Source organism: Streptomyces sp. NPDC051286, from assembly GCF_044455345.1.
Classification (GTDB): domain Bacteria; phylum Actinomycetota; class Actinomycetes; order Streptomycetales; family Streptomycetaceae; genus Streptomyces.
The window spans coordinates 160177-179216 of sequence record NZ_JBITER010000014.1; the positions used below are offsets into that span (position 1 = coordinate 160177).

The 19040-nt window shown below is 68.9% G+C and carries 14 protein-coding genes, 1 tRNA gene and 2 pseudogenes; 7 read left to right on the top strand and 10 right to left on the bottom strand.

Annotated elements, in window-relative coordinates; all coding sequences use genetic code 11:
* Positions 1-23: 23 nt before the first annotated feature.
* Together ACIBB8_RS17040 and ACIBB8_RS17045 are read right to left on the bottom strand one after the other, a co-directional pair.
* The gene (locus ACIBB8_RS17040) at positions 24-806 is read right to left on the bottom strand and encodes a crotonase/enoyl-CoA hydratase family protein (protein ID WP_398952829.1); all 783 of its coding nucleotides are present in this window, start codon (positions 804-806) and stop codon (positions 24-26) included.
* A gap of 132 nt (positions 807-938) precedes the next feature.
* Positions 939-1712, bottom strand: a pseudogene (locus ACIBB8_RS17045) (AMP-binding protein); the annotation flags it as partial.
* A gap of 33 nt (positions 1713-1745) precedes the next feature.
* Between ACIBB8_RS17045 and ACIBB8_RS17050 the strand changes: the two are divergent.
* Positions 1746-4184 carry a SpoIIE family protein phosphatase gene (locus ACIBB8_RS17050; RefSeq protein ID WP_398952794.1) on the top strand — a complete coding sequence of 813 codons (2439 nt, stop codon included), beginning with the start codon at positions 1746-1748 and terminating at the stop codon, positions 4182-4184.
* Positions 4185-4412: 228 nt separating this feature from the next.
* Here ACIBB8_RS17050 and ACIBB8_RS17055 read toward each other — a convergent pair whose 3' ends face one another.
* The 4 genes and pseudogenes from ACIBB8_RS17055 to ACIBB8_RS17070 all read right to left on the bottom strand — a co-directional run bounded on the left by ACIBB8_RS17055 (position 4413) and on the right by ACIBB8_RS17070 (position 7198).
* The gene (locus tag ACIBB8_RS17055) at positions 4413-5384 is read right to left on the bottom strand and encodes an MBL fold metallo-hydrolase (protein WP_398952796.1); all 972 of its coding nucleotides are present in this window, start codon (positions 5382-5384) and stop codon (positions 4413-4415) included.
* Positions 5385-5809: 425 nt separating this feature from the next.
* Positions 5810-6043, bottom strand: a pseudogene (gene eno, locus ACIBB8_RS17060) (phosphopyruvate hydratase); the annotation flags it as partial.
* Between the two features lie 80 nt (positions 6044-6123).
* Complete coding sequence (locus tag ACIBB8_RS17065) at positions 6124-6648, bottom strand: hypothetical protein (RefSeq protein WP_398952798.1); 525 nt, start codon at positions 6646-6648, stop codon at positions 6124-6126.
* Between the two features lie 476 nt (positions 6649-7124).
* Positions 7125-7198 (bottom strand) — tRNA-Pro (locus ACIBB8_RS17070).
* Between the two features lie 126 nt (positions 7199-7324).
* Between ACIBB8_RS17070 and ACIBB8_RS17075 the strand changes: the two genes are divergently transcribed.
* The 4 genes from ACIBB8_RS17075 to ACIBB8_RS17090 all read left to right on the top strand — a co-directional run bounded on the left by ACIBB8_RS17075 (position 7325) and on the right by ACIBB8_RS17090 (position 13529).
* Positions 7325-8026: a transketolase gene (locus ACIBB8_RS17075; protein WP_398952800.1), complete on the top strand. Its 702-nt coding sequence runs from the start codon at positions 7325-7327 to the stop codon at positions 8024-8026.
* A gap of 57 nt (positions 8027-8083) precedes the next feature.
* Positions 8084-8986 (top strand): transketolase family protein, encoded by a 903-nt coding sequence (locus tag ACIBB8_RS17080; RefSeq protein ID WP_398952802.1) that lies wholly within the window; start codon positions 8084-8086, stop codon positions 8984-8986.
* A 167-nt stretch (positions 8987-9153) separates the two neighbouring features.
* Entirely contained in the window at positions 9154-12642 is a 3489-nt protein-coding gene (locus ACIBB8_RS17085) for a ThuA domain-containing protein (RefSeq protein ID WP_398952804.1), read from the top strand.
* 29 nt (positions 12643-12671) lie between these two features.
* A complete protein-coding gene (locus ACIBB8_RS17090) occupies positions 12672-13529 on the top strand; it encodes a sugar phosphate isomerase/epimerase family protein (RefSeq protein ID WP_398952807.1) in 858 nt (285 codons plus the stop codon).
* Between the two features lie 60 nt (positions 13530-13589).
* Here the strand turns inward: ACIBB8_RS17090 and ACIBB8_RS17095 are convergent, their stop codons facing one another.
* The 4 genes from ACIBB8_RS17095 to ACIBB8_RS17110 form a co-directional block, all read right to left on the bottom strand.
* The gene (locus ACIBB8_RS17095; RefSeq protein WP_398952809.1) at positions 13590-13841 is read right to left on the bottom strand and encodes a hypothetical protein; all 252 of its coding nucleotides are present in this window, start codon (positions 13839-13841) and stop codon (positions 13590-13592) included.
* Between the two features lie 139 nt (positions 13842-13980).
* Positions 13981-14817, bottom strand: a complete 837-nt coding sequence (locus ACIBB8_RS17100; RefSeq protein WP_398952810.1) for an ABC transporter ATP-binding protein — start codon at positions 14815-14817, stop codon at positions 13981-13983.
* Positions 14814-15833 (bottom strand): ABC transporter substrate-binding protein, encoded by a 1020-nt coding sequence (locus ACIBB8_RS17105; protein WP_398952813.1) that lies wholly within the window; start codon positions 15831-15833, stop codon positions 14814-14816. Before ACIBB8_RS17105 ends, ACIBB8_RS17100 begins: the two co-directional genes overlap by 4 nt.
* A 78-nt stretch (positions 15834-15911) precedes the next feature.
* Positions 15912-16787 (bottom strand): ABC transporter permease, encoded by an 876-nt coding sequence (locus ACIBB8_RS17110; protein ID WP_398952815.1) that lies wholly within the window; start codon positions 16785-16787, stop codon positions 15912-15914.
* A gap of 250 nt (positions 16788-17037) precedes the next feature.
* On the opposite strand from ACIBB8_RS17110, the gene ACIBB8_RS17115 reads away from it, so the two are divergent.
* Positions 17038-18081: a LacI family DNA-binding transcriptional regulator gene (locus ACIBB8_RS17115; RefSeq protein WP_398952831.1), complete on the top strand. Its 1044-nt coding sequence runs from the start codon at positions 17038-17040 to the stop codon at positions 18079-18081.
* A gap of 364 nt (positions 18082-18445) precedes the next feature.
* On the top strand, positions 18446-18742 hold the full coding sequence (locus ACIBB8_RS17120; protein WP_398952833.1) for an integrase core domain-containing protein: 297 nt from the start codon (positions 18446-18448) through the stop codon (positions 18740-18742).
* Positions 18743-19040: the final 298 nt, after the last annotated feature.

The window sequence follows — 19040 nt, forward strand, 5'->3', positions numbered from 1 at the left end:
CCCGGTGTCAGCCGGGTTTCGGCTCACTCGTCGAACGACCCGTGACGACCGGCGCCGCCGCCGAACCGGTCGGCACCGGCCTGGGTCTCCCCCGCGGTCAGCGGAACCAGGCCGTGTCGGTACTCGGCCGCCAGGGCGTCCGGTTCGGAGAGGTCGTGCTGTTCGCGGACGGAGAGCCTGTCGTGACGCAGACAGAGTTGGGGGAACGAGGCGATCTCCCGGGCGAGTTGCTCCGCCGCGCGACGTGCTTCACCGGTCGGGACGAGCCGGTTGGCGAGCCCGATGTCGTACGCCTCCGTTGCCGAGACCGGGCGGCCGGTGAGGATCAGGTCCATCGCGCGGCTCACACCGATCAGGCGCGGCAGCCGCACCGTGCCGCCGTCCACCAGAGGCACGCCCCAGCGGCGGCAGAAGACACCGAAGACCGCGTCCTCCTCGACGACGCGCAGATCGCACCAGACGGCGAGTTCCAGGCCGCCGGCCACCGCGTGGCCGGAGACCGCGGCGATGACGGGTTTGCTCAGCCGCATCCGGGTGGGACCCATGGGTCCGTCGCCCTCGGCGTGGACCTTGTTGCCGCGTTCCGTGCCGATGCCCTTGAGGTCCGCTCCGGCGCAGAAGGTGCCGCCCTCGCCCCACAGCACGGCGACAGCTGCGTCCGGGTCTGACTCGAACTCGCGGAAGGCATCCGCGAGTTGATCGGCTGTCGGTCTGTCGACGGCATTGCGGACCTCGGGGCGGCTGAGAATCACCGTGAAAACGCGGCCGTCGCGCTCGATCCGTACGGTGGGGTGTTCGGTCGTCACTTTCCCTCCCACAGGGGGTCGCGCAGGGCCCGGAGAAGGATCTTCCCGACGGGCGAGTACGGGATGGTCTCGACGAAGTGCACGGTCTTGGACACTTCGACGTTGCGGCGCGGGGCCGACCGCCGGGTGTCCGGCGGCGCCGAGCAGTTCACCGCCCTCGGCATGGTTGTCCTTGTCGAGCACCGTCAGACACAACGGCGCCTCGGTCTGTCCAAAGTACTGGACGAACTTGGGGCCCCAGGCGTCCAGTGCGTGCTCGATGAGCGGGCGCGGCATCGGGCTGGCCCCGTAGACGACGGTGTGCAGCCGGGCGAGGTCGGCACGCTCGGCGTTCCCGTCGGCGAAGAGCATGGTGAGGACGAGGTTGACTGCGGTCATCCCGTAGCGGGCAATGGCCGCCAGGGACTCGTCCGGGTCGAAGCCGCCGAGGACGACGGAGGCTCCACCGCGCACCCAGTACGGCAGCACGAAGGTGCCGCTGGTGTGGATGAGCGATGCGGCGTGCAGCATCACATCGTCTGGGCCGGGTGAGACGAGGTTGGACAGGATGTTCGCGGTGATCGCGGCATAGACCCTGCTCGACTGCTCTACGGTGTAGCGGTGGCCTACGGCATGCATGCCGTCCCACAGGGTCAGGTCCTGGATGTACAGCGGCCCGCGCGGGATCTGCCGCTCGGCGGCAGTGGTGGGCGTGCTCTGGTCGGTCATCGCGATGCCACCTCTGCGGAGCGGTGAGCGGCCATGTACTCCGCGGTGCGGAGCGCGGCCGAGGTCATAACCCACCGGGGCGCGCCGGCCGGCGACTGATCCGTCCCCCTGGCACCCACCGACCGGCCCGGCCCCCGGGCCACGGCCCGCCGGGCACGGTGCGCTCAAGGAGTCAGGCGCCACCCCGGTCCCTATCATGGGCAGGGAGAGGCCTGGGACGAGGTGGTGCCGGTGCGCGTAACCAAGGTTTCCGGGGGCCTCGACGCAGGGGCGGGAGACTCACTGCCGGGTGCGTGCACGGCCATCGCATATGTGGCGGGCAACGGCGCGATCTCCCTGTGGAGCCCGCAGGCGGAAGCACTTCTCGGATACCCCGCGGAAGACGTCTGCGGAAAGCCGGCGGTGGATCTGCTGACCACCCGGAAGGACCGGGAAGCGGCGGTGGCTGCCCAGGTACGGCATAAAGCCGGGCAGAGCTGGGACGGCGTACTGGGCATGAGGCACCGCGACGGGCACGAGGTGTCGGTAGCGGTGCGTGTGCGGCCCGTGCTCAGCAGGGAGGGCCAGGCCGGCTGGTCCGTAAGCGCCGCCGACGCGCGCGAGGTGGAACGCGAGGAGGTCAATCGCGCGATCCTGGAGGCGCTCTTCAGCCAGTCCCCGATCCCGGTGACCGTCACGGACACCGAGCTGCGGTACCTGTGGGTGAATGCCGCGACGGAGCGCGCGACCGCCCTGCCCGCCGAGTGGCTCATCGGCCGGCGCATCGGCGATGAATCACCGGACTCGCCCCCGACGATCGACCGGGTCCTGAGGCGGGTGCGGGACACCGGCGAGCCGGTGGTCGACTTCAAGCTGCACATCCGCCTGGCATCCGATCCGGACCGCGAGCACGTGTTTTCCACCTCCTCCTCCCGGCTGACCGACCCGGCCGGCCGGGTCCTGGGGATGTGCCAGATGTACATCGACGTCACCGACGGCTATCAGGCCCAGCAACGGCTGGCGCTGCTGACCGAGGCCGGCGTGCGCATCGGCACCACACTGGACGTGATGCGCACGGCGCAGGAACTGGCTGACGCGGCCGTTCCCGAACTCGCGGACTTCGTCGCCATCGACCTGCTGGAGGCGACGGTGCGGGGCGAGGAACCGGCCCCCGGGCCGGTGGCCGGGGAGGTGCAGACCCGCCGATCAGGACTCCGTTCCGTACGCGAGCACGCCCCGGAGGCCGTGTTCGTGACGGGCGAGACGGTGGCATTCCACCCGGGCACGCCACAGGTCCGGAGCCTGGCCACCGGGCAATCGGTACTGGTGCGGAACCTGGACGCGGACGAGTGGTTCGCCCACGACGCCCGGCGGGCCGAGAAAGTCCGCGAGTTCCATTTCCACTCGTACATGACAGTGCCGCTGCGGGCCCGCGGCATCACGCTGGGTGTGGCCACCTTCGGCCGCCACCAGGATCCGCGACCCTACGACGAAGGGGACCTGTTCCTCGCCGAGGACTTTTCGTCCCGCGCCGCGGTATGCATCGACAACGCCCGCCGCTACACCCGCGAGCACAACACCGCCCTGGCCCTGCAGCGCAGCCTGCTGCCGCACGATCTGCCCGATTTCCCCGCCGTCGAGACCGCCCACCGGTATCTGCCCGCTGCCGCCCATGCCGGAGCGGGCGGGGACTGGTTCGACGTCGTGCCCCTGTCGGGATCCCGTGTCGCTCTGGTCGTCGGAGATGTCACCGGCCACGGCCTGCACGCCGCGGCCATCATGGGACGGCTGCGCACCGCTGTCCATACACTGGCCGGCCTCGATCTCCCTCCCGACGAGGTCCTCACCCGGCTCGACGACCTCGTCATCCGCCTCACCGAGGAGGATCCCGACTGCGAGGGCGCCACGTGTCTGTACTCCGTCTACGACCCCATCTCCCGCATCTGCACCTTCGCGCGCGCCGGCCATCCCCCACCCGTCCTTGTGCAGCCCGATGGTGCGGTGGAGGTCCTCGACGACATCCCGCCCAACCTGCCCCTGGGGCTGGGCGGTCTCCCCTTCGAAACCGCTGAACGCCGTCTCGCGGACGGCTCTGTCCTGGCGCTCTACACCGACGGCCTCGTCGAAGCACCGGGCTGGGACATCGACGCCGGACTCGACCAACTGTCCCGCACCATGGCCGGCCCCACCCGACCGCTCGAACAGCTCTGCGATGCCGTAGTGGCCCCCTTGCTGTCGGAGCACCGATCCGATGACGCTGCCCTGCTCCTTGCCCGCACCCGTGCACTGGAAGCAGGCCGGGTCGTCTCCTGGAAGCTGCCGGTCGACCCCGCGCAGGTCGCCCACGCCCGCGCGCTCACCACCCGTCAGCTTGCCACCTGGGGCTTGGAACCACTCACCTTCAGCACCGAACTGATGGTCAGTGAGCTGCTCACCAACGCCATCCGGCACGCGCGCGGCCCCATCGCCCTGCGTCTCATCCGCGCCACGGCCCTCATCTGCGAAGTCTCCGACGGCAGCCTCAACGCCCCGCATCTGCGCCGCGCGCGCACCGGCGACGAGGGCGGACGCGGTCTGTTCCTCGTGGCCCAGCTCGCCTCCCGTTGGGGCGCCCGCTACGACCGCGGCGGCAAGATCATATGGGCCGAGCAAGTTCTTCCTTCTGTGGGAGCACCGATTCCGGCGATGTGACGCTCAATCAGAAGCCCGCGTCACACGGGCCGCGCATCGGCGCCCCGGACAAACCCACCGAGTCCCCGCGACTTCCGGCCCCGGACCGCCCCGCGGTGATCGATGGCTTCGATGCGGGTGCCGGATCGCGGCAGGGGCGTGAGACGGCCACCCCTGCCGCGGATCGTGCGGACAGGCCCCTCCGGCCGTCTTGGCGTGCCCGGCGGGCGCCCTTCCAGCCCTGCTCCGCTACGCCCCCTCGTCCCGCACGAAGCGCAGGTAGCGGTCCGCGGAACGGCGCACCGCGGCCGACCCGTCGGCGCTGACCACGCGTCCCCAGAACGCCCCGTAGATGCGGTCGAACTCGAACGGTTCGACCAGTTCGAGTGCGCGGCGGATGGTGCTCGGCCGCTCGGGAATGAAGTTGGGGATGCTGTACATGAAGCTGACCCACCGGCGGTCCATCACCACCATGAAGATATCGCCACTGAACAGCGCACCGCTCCCCTCCGGGTCGTCGGCCCAGTGCAGCACGGTGCCCCCGGCGAAGTGCGTGCCCGCATTGATCAGCGTCATGCCCGGCGCGATCCGGTGGGTGTCGCCTGTCCAGTACTCGATCAGCGGATCGGGCCGCCCGACCCATTCGCGGTCCGCGGCGTGGATGTACACCGGAGCATCGAAGACCCGACCCCATTCGGTCATCACGCCGTAGAAGTGCGGATGGCTGACGGCGATCGCGCTGATTCCACCCAAATCCTCGATCTCGGCGGCGAGATCGTCGTCGAGGTACCCCACGCAATCCCACAGCACGTTGCCGGACGGCGAGCGGATCAGCAGCGCACGCTGGCCCACGGCCACCGACGGCTCCGCGCCGACCCCGATCACGCCGGGGCCTTCCTCGTCGAGCCGACCGCGGCGGCCGCCGGCGCTCAACTCGGCCAGTGTGGTCCATTGTTGGCCGTTCCAGCCGACGTACTGACGCTCATCGAGACAAACCGGGCAGTCGTCGCGCGGTGCCTCATACTGCACACCGCACGTAGCACAGATCGGAAGCTGCATACCGGCCTGCGACACTGCCCGTCGCGGGTACGCGGTCGGCAGTGGCGCGCGCACTGCGGACTCGCCCTGCGGCACCACCGGCTCGGGCACGGCACCGTCGCATGAGATCACGTTCTCGCTCGTCTCGGTGCCGGGCTCCGTCTTCGGAACGCGTTGCGCCATGGCTTCCTCCTTGCACGTGTGCATTTCGCACATCAAGACGGCGCAGGGCCCGCGATTGTGACATCCACCGGCACCGCACATCGACTGCCGGCCCGCACAGGCTGCCCGCGACGGGCCAACCAGATGGACACTGCGCCTGCCGAAAATTCATCCGCGCAGATCACTGGCTTGTGAACGGCTGACGGCGGTGCGTGACACAGGTAGAGATTGAACGCGTTCAGCGACTCGCAACTCGATGGCCGAACACGTTCGATTTCACCATCGGGCGAACACCCGAAGTTGACAGCTCACAAGCCGCCTACCTGCGCGGATGATGTATCGGCACCCACAGGGCTTGCTCGGCGGGATCGAAGGACTCTCCCGCCACGCGAGGGGCCACCCGATCGTGATCGGGGGCCCGCGTGGCCTCTACCTCTGCCTGCTGTTCACGCCCGACGCAGCGCGGAGTGGCCCGCGAAGCACGCCGAGTCGCCCAACTCCTCTTCGATCCGAATCAGTTGGTTGCACTTCGCCGTGCGCTCGGAGCGGGAGAGCGAGCCGGTCTTGATCTGACCGCAGCCGGTCGCCACCACTAGATCCGCGATGGTGGTGTCCTCCGTCTCGCCCGAGCGGTGCGACATGACAGCCGTCCAGCCCGCCTGGTGGGCTGTGGCCACCGGCCGCGGATGGCGGCGCAGCGTGTGCAGCACCTCCCGCCAGGCGGTGGGCCAGCCGAGCTGCGCCCCGGCCGTTGTCAGTGCTACGGCGAACAGGCCGGGAGCGAGTCCAAGGTGATCGCGTGTCCCAGCATCGGCAGTTCGGCGGCGACGACCTCGGCCGAGCACACCGGCAGCAGACGGGCCGCCTCGGCGGCGCCCCAGCGTCTGCGGATGACGGGCACCAACCGCTCGGCCACCGCCGTGCGCCCGGCCCGCAGGATGGCGCGGGCCAACTCGTCGCGGACCGCCTTCGGGGCGGTGAGCATCGTGAACTCGAGGTCGTCGCCCGGGAAGGGTAGCTCCCCGATCGCTCGCTGCGCGTAGCGACGCACCAGCGGGTCGGGGTCGTCGATCCGGTCGATCAGATGGCGTACCTGCCGTCCGGCGAAGGCGGCCAGCGCGGCGAACCGACGTTCATACAGGCCACGGCCGTCCAGCTCGGCGAACAGGACCAGGAGGTCGGAGGAGGCGAGGACGGCGGCGGTGCGGGCCACCTCGCGCAGCCGGAGTGGGTGGGGTAGTGGTTCGACGGCGGCGAGCAGCCGGTCGGCGATCAGCTGAGGCATCGGCGATGATTGTGCCCAGCGGACATGGCACGGCACCCGGTTTTTCGCGTGCGCTTGCCGGCGGCACAACCCGGTTCGAGAAGGTCATTCTTGGCGGGAGCCGAGCTGTTCGAACGGACCCTGCGCGACCGCAGCGATACCACCCCGTAGCCCGACTCATCCGGCGTTCAGGCAGCCGCTCGACCTGACTGGCGCGCACTTGATCGCTGGCAAAAGCGTCAAGTGCAAACCCGCCGGCCAGAACCTGTGATCACGGCGAGCAACCATTGATCTCATGCAGTAATCGACAGATCGGACATGCAGGAAGGAAAGGAACGTATCGTCACCAGCTCACAACGCCGCGCAGCCCCCGAGCCCGGCGTCGAACCATGAAACCGTGAGACGAGTGTGAGAGGCAGACCCCGGAGCACGCCGGAGGCCGCTTCCTCACGAAGGAGAAAACGGCCTCTGACCTGCGACAATGGAGCGAACTCCAGTCGGGACGACAGGATTTGAACCTGCGACCCCTTGACCCCCAGTCAAGTGCGCTACCAAGCTGCGCCACGTCCCGATGCTCGCCTGACCTGGGCTTTCCCCTGGCCGAACGCGCATGAGAACAATACCGCACTTGAGTGGGTGCTCACGAACCCGTTTCCACGCTTGACCTCAACCATCCTTGAGGTTGAATTCTGGACGCATGACGATCAAGACCACCGCTCCGGCGCACACATACCGTGACCTGAACCGCCTGATGAGCCTGATGACCGGCGACGAGAAGCACGGGCCCGCCGCCACCTCCACCCTCGACGCCCTCTGGGTTCTGTACGACCAGGTGCTGCGCGTCACCCCCGACACCGTCGACGCCCCGGACCGGGACCGGTTCCTGCTCTCCAAGGGGCACGGTCCGATGGCGTACTACGCCGTCCTCGCCGCACACGGCTTCCTCGACGAGGAGTTGCTGCCCGGGTTCGGGGGGTACGACTCACCGCTGGGGCATCACCCGGACCGCGTGCTCGTCCCCGGCGCCGAGATCGGCAGCGGTTCGCTGGGACACGGATTGCCGCTTGCTGTCGGCAGTGTGCTCGGGCTCCGGGCACAGGGGCTGACCCGCCCCCAGGTCTGGGTGCTGATCGGGGACGCCGAGCTGGACGAGGGCAGCAACCATGAGGCGATCGCCTACGCCGGACCGGCCGGACTCGAGCAGCTGCACACCCTGGTGATCGACAACGCCTCCGCCACCTTCGGGTGGCCCGGCGGCATCGCGTCCCGGTTCGAGGCGGCCGGCTGGTCGGCCGCGACCGTGGACGGCCGCGACCACGAGGCGCTGTATGCGGCATACACGGCACCGCATCCCGGCCAGCCACGGGCCGTGGTCGCCCGCGTCTCCCCCAAGAACTGACCCCCGCACCACCGCACACCAACGAATCGGCGATTCAGAACAAGGGAGAACCGACCCATGGACACCATGCGTGACCGCTTCATCACCACCGCGTCGCGGCTGCTGGACGACGACCCCAGGCTGGCCGTGGTGCTGGCCGAGATCAGCCGGGACGGCTTCGACCGCGCCGCGCGCGCCCATCCGGACCGGGTGATCAATGTCGGTATCCGGGAGCAGCTGCTGGTCGGCGCGGGGGCCGGACTGGCACTGACCGGGATGCGACCCATCATGCATACGTTCGCCCCGTTCCTGGTGGAGCGGCCCTTCGAGCAGGTGAATCTCGACTTCGGGCATCAGGGCGTGTCCGGGGTGCTGGTCAGCGCCGGAGGTTCGTACGACTGGCCCGCCGGCGGCGTCACCCACATGGCCCCCGGCGATGTCGCACTGATGGACACCCTCGACGGCTGGACGGTGCAGGTGCCGGGCCACCCCGACGAGGCGGAGGCGCTGCTGCGGCAGGCTGCCTCCGGGGAGGACAAGGTCTATCTGCGGCTCTCGCTCCAGCAGAACGAGCGGGCCCGGGCGGTCGGCGCCGGTGCCGGGTTCACGCCGGTGCGGGAGGGGAGCAGCGGGGTGGTGATCGCCGTCGGCCCCATGCTCGACAACGTCCTGGCAGCGACGGACGGCCTGGATGTGACGGTGCTGTACGCGACAACCGTGCGCCCCTTCGACGCGGCGGGACTCCGGCGCGCGGCCGGCGGCCGGAAGACGGCGGATGTGGTGATCGTCGAGCCGTACCTGGCGGGCACGTCGACGGGCGCCGCCAACGATGCGCTCGCCGATCTGCCGCACCGGGTGCTGGGGCTCGGGGTGGGTAAGGCGGAGCTTCGCCGGTACGGACAGATGGACGAACACCTCGCCGCACACGGACTCGATCCGCACGGGCTGCGGGGGCGGATCACCGGATTCCTGGGCGCCTGACCGGGGCCGGGCAGTCCGCAGCGGAGCCGCACCTGCCCCACAGCAGAGTCACAGAGGGCCCTGCCGACCCATTGACCCCGCGGAAGACGAGAACCTACTCTGAACGGCGTACTCCAGAAAGCGCTTTCTATATCCCGCAGCCGGCATCTACCGCACAGGGAGCGCCCATGAGTCACCATCCGTTCAGCAGAGATCCGTCGCGAGGATTACCCTCACCTGTCCTCGCCCTCACCGCACTTCTCGCCCTGATCTTCGGCCTGTTGGTGGCCTCGCCGCCTCGCGCCCACGCGGCCCCGTTCCGGGTCCTGGTCTACTCCGAGGTCACCAACTTCAGGCACGACTCCATCCCGGCAGGGATCGAAGCGATCAAGAAGCTCGGTGCCGAGAACGGCTTCGACGTGGAGGCCACCGACGACTCGGCCGTCTTCAATGACACCGATCTCGCCCGCTTCCAGGCCATCGTCTTCAACAACACCAACTCCACTCCGCAGACGGGTGACTTGCTGAATGCCGACGAGCGGGCCGCCCTGCAGAAGTACATCCGGGCGGGCGGCGGCTGGGTCGGGCTGCATGCCGCCTCGGCGAGTGAGCGCGACTGGGACTGGTACGAGGGCCTGGTCGGCGCGATCTTCGACCAGCATCCCGCCGTGCAGACCGGCCGGGTCAAGGTGCTCGACCATGCGCACCCCTCCACCAAGGGCCTTCCGGACCTCTGGGAGCGTACGGAGGAGTGGTACAACTGGCGCACCAATCCGACCTCCAAGGTGCACACGCTCGCGCAGATCAAGGTACGCGACGGCATCACCGGTCTGGACGAGGGTGTGGACCATCCATGGTCCTGGTGCCAGAACTACGACGGCGGCCGCTCCTGGTTCACCGCCGGCGGCCATGCCTCGTCCGCCTTCCAGGAGGAGGGCTTCGTCAAGCATCTGCTGGGCGGCATCGAGTGGGCCGCGGGCGCAAAGTCCGGTGACTGCACGGCAACTCGAACCGGTTCCTTCCAGCGCACGGCACTGGCCACCAGCGACCTCGCCGACCCGTTCGAGCTGGCGGTCGCCCCGGACCGCCGGGTGTTCTTCGCCCAGCGCACCGGGCAGCTCAAGGTCATCGACCAGCAGACCATGAAGGTCACGACGGCGCTGGACTTCGCGTACGCGCCGGAGATGACCAGCCAGTCCGACGGGCTGCTCGGTCTCGCGCTCGATCCGGGCTTCGCCACGAACAACTGGCTCTATCTGCTGCATTCCGACAAAACCGAGAAACGGCTCAACCTCTCCCGCTTCACGGCCACCGGCAACACGGTCGACCCCGCCTCGGAGAAGAGGCTGCTGACCATTCCGACCTGGCGCGGCGAGGGCCGGGCCAACTCCCATATGGCCGGTTCGCTCGCCTTCGACAAGGACGGGAATCTGTACGCGGCGACGGGTGACAACACCGACCCGTTCGCCTCGGACGGTTTCAGCCCGATCGACGAGCGCGAGGGCCGTCGCGCCTGGGACGCCCAGGGCACGGCGGGCAATACGAACGATCTGCGTGGCAAGATCCTGCGCATCACCCCGAAGGACGACGGCACATACACCGTCCCCGAGGGCAATCTCTTCGCGCCCGGTACGGAGAAGACCCGTCCGGAGATCTACGCGATGGGGATGCGCAACCCCTTCCGGATCACCACGGATCCGCTGAGCGGCGCGCTGATGGTCGCCGACTACGGCCCGGACGCCACGGCCGCGGTCGCCGATCGCGGGCCGGAAGGCACGGTCGAGTACACCCGGATCACCAAGGCGGGGAATTTCGGCTGGCCGTACTGCATCGGCAACAACACCCCTTTCAACGACTACGACTTCACAACGAGGACCTCCGGTCCGAAGTTCGACTGTGCGGCGCTCGTCAACGATTCGCCGAACAACACCGGGCTGCGGAATCTGCCGCCCGCGCAGCCCGCGACGGTCTGGTACGCCTACTCCGCATCCGCCGAGTTCCCGGAGCTCGGGACCGGCGGCGGTGGCCCGATGAGCGGTCCGGTCTACGACTACGACCCCGACAACACGTACCGCACCAAGTTCCCCGAGTACTTCGAGGGGAAGTGGTTCACCTACGAGCTGACCCGGCAGTGGTTCAAGACGTTCTCCCTCCAGCAGAAGGACCAGACCTTCACCGATCCGCGGTTCGCTCCCGTCAAGGCCGGTGAACTCCAGTCGATCAACGGTGTCTTCGCGGAAATGAAGTGGAATCAGCCGTTCGATGCCGATTTCGGTCCCGACGGGGCGCTGTACGTCATCGACTTCGGGCGCGGCAGCGGCACCGGCCGCGGCGGCAGCAACGAGGGGGCGGGCATCTACCGGATCGACTACGTCGGTGACGGACGGCTGCCCGACGCGAAGATCACCGCGAGCCAGGACAACGGTCCGGCGCCGCTCACCGTCGCGTTCTCCAGTGCCGGCTCCGGGCTTCCGGACGGCCGGGCGGTCACGTATGCCTGGGACTTCGACGGCAACGGCACCACGGACTCGACGGAACCGAACCCCTCGTACACATACCGCACCAAGGGTCTCACCACGGCCCGGCTGACCGTCACCGGGCCCGGTGGTCTGACCGCGCAGGCGGTGCGGGACATCACCGTCGGCAACGCCCGGCCCGAAGTGACGATCAAACAACCGCCGAACGGAGGGATGTTCAGCTTCGGCGACACCATCCCGTTCACGGTGCAGGTGAAGGACAAGGAGGACGGGAGGAACGGACTGCCGATCGACTGCTCGCGGGTGGTCGTGCAGTCACAGCTCGGCCATGACTCGCATCTGCATCCGCTCGACAACTACACCGGTTGCGCGGGCGAGATCGTCACGGATGCCGGGGACAGCCACGGCCCGGGCCAGAATCTGTATTACGGGATCACCGCCCGCTACGAGGACAAGGGCGCCCCGGACGCCCCGGCGCTCACCGGCTCGACCTCGTTGACGCTGCGCACCGCGTTCCGTGAGGCGGAACACTTCACGGCGACAGGCGGCGCGCACGGCGGAGTGGTGGTCGGCAACAGGACCGACGCGTCCGGCGGGAAGCGGCTGACGGAGATCGAGGACGGTGACTGGATCAGCTTCGATCCGGTGCATCTGAAGAACATCGACTCGGTGACGGTAGGCGCGGCCTCCGGCGGGATCGGTGGCAGTGTCGAGTTCCGGGCCGGTTCCCCGACGGGGCAGCTGCTCGGAAAGGTGACCGTGCCGAACACCGGGGACTGGGGCAAGGTCGTCTCGCCGACCACGGCCCTGGAGGACCCGGGGAGCAGCGTGAAGCTGTACGCGGTGTTCACCAACCCGGAGTGGTCGAGCGACAAGGCCGACCTGTTCGCCGTGGACTGGCTGCACTTCAACGGGTCCGCCGTCGAGAAGAATCCCGGCACGCGAGTCACAGTGATGGCGGACCCGGCCACCGGCAGCTCGCCACTCGCCGTCTCGCTGAGCAGTGCGGTCAAGCCGGCGGCCGGGCGCACGATCACCTCCTACCACTGGGACTTCGGCGACAACGTCAAGCCCGCAGGGCCCGAGGGCGCCACGGCGACGCACACCTACGGCCGCAAGGGTGCGTACACCGCGCATCTGACGGTCACCGACGACAAGGGCGACACGAGCACCGGTTTCATCCGCATCGACGTGAGCTGAGCGGCGTCGACTGAGAGGAGACAGACGATATGAACGGCACACGACGTGCGTTTCTCGGTACGGCTCTGGGTGTCGCCGCGACCGCCGGGCTCGGTACGGCCCCGGCGTCCGCCTCGGATTCCGGGCGCTGCCGCCGCATCCCGCCATCCGGGATCGGCATGCACCTGTACACCATGCGGACCCCGCTGGCGACGGACTTCCGGGGCACGCTGGAGCGGCTGGCGGAGATCGGGTACGCGACGGTCGGGGTGAGCGGCAGGCACGGCAACAGCGCGGCCGACATCCGGCGGATGCTGGACGAGACACGGCTCAAGGCAGTCCTCGAACATGTCGCGTACGACATCGTGAAGGGCGCCAGGCTGCCGCAGGCGCTGGAGGACATCCATACGCTGGGCGGCAAGTGGATCGTCGTACCCAGTCTGCCCGGATCGCTGCACAGCCCGGCCGGATACCGGGAGGCGGCCCGGGAGTTCAACAAGGCGGGACTGGCCGCCCGCGAGTCCGGGCTGAAGCTGCTCTACCACAATCACGGCACGGACCATCAGGTGGTGGACGGAGTCAGCCTGTACGACATCCTGCTCGCCGAGACCGATCCGGAACTCGTCGGCTTCGAACTGGATCTGTACTGGGCGGCCAACGGTGGCGCCTCGGCGCCGGGCGAGCTGTTCGTACGCCACCCCCGGCGCTTCCCGGCGCTGCATGTGAAGGACATGACGCCGAACGGGGACTTCGCGGATGTCGGGTCGGGGGTGCTGGACTTCCCGGCGATGTTCGACACGGCGCGGCGGGGCGGGGTGAAGCAGTGGCTGGTGGAGCACGACTCGCCGACTGATCCGTTCGCCTCGGCGCTCGCCAGCTATACGTATCTGTCACGGCTGCGGTACTGAGCGGACCGGCGCGCGCAGCGGCCCCGGAGAGCGATCCGCCTCCCCGGGGCCGCTGTGTGCTCAGTGGGCGGCAAGCAGCTTCCCGTACCAGGCGAGGGTCGCGTCCACGGTGGCCGGGAGAGCGGTGGACCAGATGACGGCATGGGCCGGGGCGGACGCGGGGGTGGCCCGCCGAGTGGCTGCATCCGTACCGGGAGCGGTCGGCGACGCCTGATTGCCAACACGGGCGCGGCGGGTGCGGTGCTCGCCCGGGCGCAGCTGCACGGCTCGGCCGGTCTTGAGGCGGCTGGTCAGTCCGCGGGCATGGGGCATACCGGCGCCACGCCGCCGGCCGTGCAGACCGGGATGCCGACGGTCGCGTTCGCGCCGGTGTGACGCCCGGGGGCATCACCGGGCGCCTTGCCGTGCGGGCCCGGGCGCCCCCGGGTCGCGGCGGGACGGACCGCCCCGATCAGTCGTGGGCGGACGCCGCGCCGAGCAGATCGCGGATGTGTGCCGCCGCATCCCGGAATTCCGGGCGGCCCACCGTCTCGCCGTACTCCCGTTCCGCGTCCAGTCCCACCTCGATGATCTCGGTGATGGTGCCGGGCCGTGGGCTCATCACCACCACCCGGTCGGCCAGATAGACCGCTTCCGAGATCGAGTGGGTGACCAGCAGCACGGTGGTGCCGGTCTCCCGCCAGATGCGGTTCAGTTCCATGTTCATCTGCTCACGCGTGAGGGCGTCGAGCGCGCCGAACGGCTCGTCCATCAGCAGCACCGGCGGTTCGTGCAGCAACGCGCGGCACAGCGCCACCCGTTGCTGCATCCCGCCGGACAGCTCGTGCGGATACGCGTCCTCGAAGCCGCCGAGCCCGGTCATCCGAATCAGCTCGTCGGCCCGGTCGCGCGCCCCGGCCGCGGGCATCTTCCGGATCTCCGCCTGCAGCAGGATGTTGCGGCGCGCGGAACGCCACTCCAGGAGGGCGGCTCGCTGGAACACGTAACCGATGTCGTGCCGTGGGCCCTTGACCCGTTCGCCGCCGAGCCGGACCTCGCCCGAGGACGGCTTCAGCAGTCCGGCGACCAGCTTCAACAGGGTTGACTTGCCGCATCCGGACGGTCCGACCAGGGCGACGAACTCGCCCGGCGCCACGTCGAGCGAGACCTCGCGCAGGGCGGTGACATCGCGGTTCTTGCTGCGGAACCGGACCGAGACGTCCGACACGCCGACGGCCGGGGTGACGGCGTGTCGGTCGCTCGCACCGAGCGGGTCCCGGGGCTTCGCGTCCTGCTTCGGCATCGTCATCCCTTCAGCGCCGTCTTCGCGTCCCAGTACTCCGCCACGGACTTGGGCTTGCTGACCATTCCGGCCTCGGCGAAGACATCGATGGTCTGCTGCCAGTCCGCCTCGTCGTTGACCCCGGGCGCCTTGCCCTCGGTCGACGTGGTGTGCAGCAGCGTGAGCGTCGTCCTGAACTGCTCCGCGAGCACGGTCTTCGGCGGCAGCTGCTCCGACGCCCCGTCCATGGCCGCGACCGCAGGCTCGGGCGCCTTCGCCGCGGCGGCCCATGCCTCGCTGACCGCGTGCACCATGCGTCCTGCCAGCTCGGACCTGGAGGTGAGCAGCTTCTGCCCGGCGAGCAGACCGTTGGAGTAGAAGTTCAGCCCGTTCTCGGAGAAGCGCAGATACGAGACGGTTTTCTTGGCCTTCTCCTGCATGGTCGGGCCCTGGTCGCTGGCGTAGCCGAGCAGTCCGTCGGTCTTCCCGGAGATCACCGCGGCGATCTTGCCCGCCGGGTCGGTGTTCTGGACCTTCACCTCCGACGCGTCGATGTTGTTCTTCTTCAGAAAGATCGGGAATGTCTTGGAGAGCGCGTCACCGGCCGTCCCGGCGATCGTCCTCCCCTTCAGATCGGCGGGCGACCCGATGCCCTTGGAGTCGAAGGACTGCACGGATGCGGGGGTGGTCTGCAGGAAGACGCCGAGGCTCTTGACCTGCACGCCCTGGTCGACCGCGGCCAGCAGCGCCGGGGTGTCGGCCCAGCCGAAGTCGGTCTGTCCGGCGGCGGTCGCCTGCACCGTCTTCTGTGAGCCCTGGCCCGCCTGGATCGTCAGGTCGATGCCGTGCTTCTCGAAGATCTTCTGCTGCTTGCCGTAGTAGAACGGCGCGTGTTCGCCGTACGGATACCAGTTGAGCGTCAGCGTGACCTTGTCCAGCTTCTTGCCCGAGTCACTGGTGGAGGTCGACGCGTCGTTCCCGCCGCAGGCCGTGGCCAGCAGGACAAGAGGTACAACACCGATCAGAAGTCTGCGCGCGTGCATGGGGTGGCCCTTCTCGCAACGGGGTCTGTCACAGCAATCAATGGGTGATGCTCGGTACGGGACGGGGTGGGGTGGCGTTCAGTACGAGGTGGTGGCCGGCGCGTCGCGGCGGCTGGCGTGCCAGGGGAGCAGGAGCCGCTCGGCGATCTCGACGACAACGAAGAGGACGACGCCGATCAGGGACATCACCAGCAGCCCGGCGAACAGCATCGGTGTGTCGAGGTTGCCGTTGGCCTGCAGGATCACATAACCCAGCCCCTCGTTGGCGCCCACGAACTCGCCGACGACGGCGCCGGTGACGGCCAGGGTGACCGCGACCTTGAGACCGGAGAAGAGATGCGGAAGGGACGCCGGGAAACGGATCTTGAGGAAGGTCTGCCAGGGCTTCGCACCCATCGTCGCCGACAGCTGGAGCATCTCCGGGTCGACCGCTTTGAGTCCCGTGACCATGGAGATCACCACAGGGAAGAAGGCGATCAGGACGGCGATGAGGATCTTCGGCGCGATGCCGAAGCCGAGCCAGACGACGAACAGCGGCGCGATCGCGATCTTCGGTACGACCTGGGCGAACAGCAGAATAGGGTAGAGCGTGCGCTCGACGGTCGAGGAGTACACCATGACCACGGCCGCCAGCACGCCGACGGCCACGGCGATCACGAAGCCGAGCAACGTCTCGTACGTGGTCACCCAGCTGTGCTGCCAGAGATAACTCGTCTTCCCCGTGAGGACATCGAGCGTCGCACCGGGCGACGGCACGAGATACGACTCCACCAGCTCGGCTGCCGAGATCGCCCACCAGGCGACGAAACAGACCAGCAGCAGGGCGACCGGGCGCCAGCTCTGCTCGGCCGCCCGCGCCAGTCGCTCCCCCGCGGACGGCCCAGCCCGCCGGGCAACACCCGCCACTTCGGCGGGATTTCTGGTCAACGCGCTCTGGCTCACGGTGAACTCCATGCACTTCGGTGGTAGTTGTGGAGAGCTGTGCAATCCTGCGATGACGGAGAAGGCGCTTTCAGAAAGCGCTTTCTGATAAGGTGCCGCCACGCTAATGACTGCCTGCACGCACGGTCAATAGGTCGTCCTGAAGTTTCGGGACCCTGCCGCCACCGCGCCCTTGGGGGTCGAGTTGAGTGATCGCGTGACCAGCGGACGGGCGACGCGGGACCGTCCGGGAGCGCGCCGCACCGTCGCGGCCGCGGCCCATGTGACGCTCGACGCCGTGGCCCGGGAGGCCGGCGTCTCACCGGCCACTGCTTCGCGGGCGCTCAACGGTACGGCCACGGTCCGCGACGATCTGCGACAGCGGGTGCACGCGGCGGCGGAACGGCTCGGCTACATCCCCAACGCACATGCCCAGGCCCTCGCCAGTTCCGCCAACAACCGCACGGTGGGCGTCATCTGTCATGACGTCAGCGACCCGTACTTCGCCGCGATCTCCAGCGGTGTGATGCGGGCGGCCGCGGAACGCGGGCTGCTCGTCATGCTGGCCTCCACGTTCCGGGAGCCGGCGCGGGAGATCAGTTACGTCTCCATGCTGCGGGCTCAGCGCGCGCGGGCGATCCTGCTGATCGGCTCGGGCTTCCAGGACCGCGCATGGGAGCGGGCCATGGATACCGAGCTGGAGCCGTATGTCAGGGCCGGCGGGCGGGTGGCGGTCGTCAGCCGGCACCGCAGCCTGCGGGTGGACACCGTGCAGCCGGAGAACCGGGCGGGGGCGGCTGCACTGGCCCGGGCACTGGTGGGGCTGGGGCATCGGAGGTTCGCGGTTCTCAGTGGGCCGCCCGAGCTGACGACAGTCTCCGACCGGTTGGCAGGGTTCCGGGAGGGGCTCGCCGAGGCAGGCATCGGGCTCGGCCAGGTGATGGAGGGGGCGTTCACCCGTGACGGCGGGTACGAGGCGGCGCGGCGGCTGCTGCTCGCCACGGCGCAGGTGCCGTCCCGCGCCCGGCCGACGTGTGTCTTCGCGGTGACCGATGTGATGGCGGTCGGGGCGTTGGCGGCGCTGCGGGAGTCGGGGGCACGGGTGCCGGAGGATGTGTCGCTGGCCGGGTTCGACGACATCCCGCTGGTACGGGAGTTGTCGCCGCCGCTCACGACAGTGGCGCTGCCCCTGACATCGATGGGCGAGAGCGCCATCGCGCTGGCACTGCGGGAGGTGGGGGCCGGGAAGCGGGCCCGGGTGGTGCGGGTGGAGGGTGAGGTGGTGTTGCGAGGCAGTACGGGAGTGCCCGGGCGCGGGGTACGGTGACCCGGGGGCGACCAGGGGCCGCTGCGTCCTCCATCGCCGGACGGGCTTGATGATGCCGGGCCGGCTCGAACCCCCGCGCGTTGCACTGCGGAGATCGCCGGCCCCGGCCCGTCCGGCGAACTCGGCTCCATCGAATCCGGCATCGGCCAGCAGGAGCACCGTGCGGTCCAGCACAATCAACAGGCTTCCTGTGTAGGTGAGTTCGCCGTCACTCTCGGGGCCGAACGCGGCGGCCAGCACAGCACGGGTGCCACACTCGACCAGGACCACGAGTCGCAGCAGCGGGTAGCCGAACTCCACGCTCTCGCCCGCTCGCTTGGGATAGCGCCGGGCGAGCGCCCTCCGATGCCGGGTCGCAGTACACATCGTTCGCGCTCGCCGAACACCTCGACCGGGCAGGCATCGCCGCGTCGATCGGCTCGGTCGGCGCGCCTACGACAATGCCCTGATGGAGTCCACGATCGGCCTGTTCAAAACTGAGTTGATCAAGCCCCGCCAGCCCCGGAAGACACTCTCCGAGGTCGAGCTGGCTACCGCCGAATGGGTCGACTGGTACTGCCACCGCCGACTGCACGGTGAGATAGGGCACATCCCACCCGCCGAATACGAGACCAACTACTACCGCGAAACCACGAAACCCCAGGTCACAGTCACGACCTAGAGTCTCGATCAAACCCGGAACGGTTCACATCAAGGGGAAGCCTCAGTGCGTGCCTGTCCCCCGCCACTTGGGCGGGGACAGTTGCCGGTCAGGAGTCGTGCAGCCAGATGCGAAGTGTGCCCAGTGTGTCGAATCCGCCGGCCTGTGCGTGCGCGAGATCGTCCCCGTGTTCGTATCCGACGAGGGGAAGGCCGGGGAAATGGGGCTCCCCTGTCGCTTCCGTGGGTCGTTGACCTGGGCTGATATGCAGAACACGCCGTACCCCGGCTACGTTTCGACTTGCGACGGTACGAAACGG

Excerpts from the sequence above, each read along its gene's own strand:
- ACIBB8_RS17055 (WP_398952796.1), bottom strand. The coding sequence starts at position 5,384 with ATGGCGCAACGCGTTCCGAAGACGGAGCCCGGCACCGAGACGAGCGAG.
- ACIBB8_RS17065 (WP_398952798.1), bottom strand. The coding sequence starts at position 6,648 with ATGCCTCAGCTGATCGCCGACCGGCTGCTCGCCGCCGTCGAACCACTA.
- ACIBB8_RS17075 (WP_398952800.1), top strand. The coding sequence starts at position 7,325 with ATGACGATCAAGACCACCGCTCCGGCGCACACATACCGTGACCTGAAC.
- ACIBB8_RS17080 (WP_398952802.1), top strand. The coding sequence starts at position 8,084 with ATGGACACCATGCGTGACCGCTTCATCACCACCGCGTCGCGGCTGCTG.
- ACIBB8_RS17085 (WP_398952804.1), top strand. The coding sequence starts at position 9,154 with ATGAGTCACCATCCGTTCAGCAGAGATCCGTCGCGAGGATTACCCTCA.
- ACIBB8_RS17090 (WP_398952807.1), top strand. The coding sequence starts at position 12,672 with ATGAACGGCACACGACGTGCGTTTCTCGGTACGGCTCTGGGTGTCGCC.
- ACIBB8_RS17095 (WP_398952809.1), bottom strand. The coding sequence starts at position 13,841 with ATGCCCCATGCCCGCGGACTGACCAGCCGCCTCAAGACCGGCCGAGCC.
- ACIBB8_RS17100 (WP_398952810.1), bottom strand. The coding sequence starts at position 14,817 with ATGACGATGCCGAAGCAGGACGCGAAGCCCCGGGACCCGCTCGGTGCG.
- ACIBB8_RS17105 (WP_398952813.1), bottom strand. The coding sequence starts at position 15,833 with ATGCACGCGCGCAGACTTCTGATCGGTGTTGTACCTCTTGTCCTGCTG.
- ACIBB8_RS17110 (WP_398952815.1), bottom strand. The coding sequence starts at position 16,787 with ATGGAGTTCACCGTGAGCCAGAGCGCGTTGACCAGAAATCCCGCCGAA.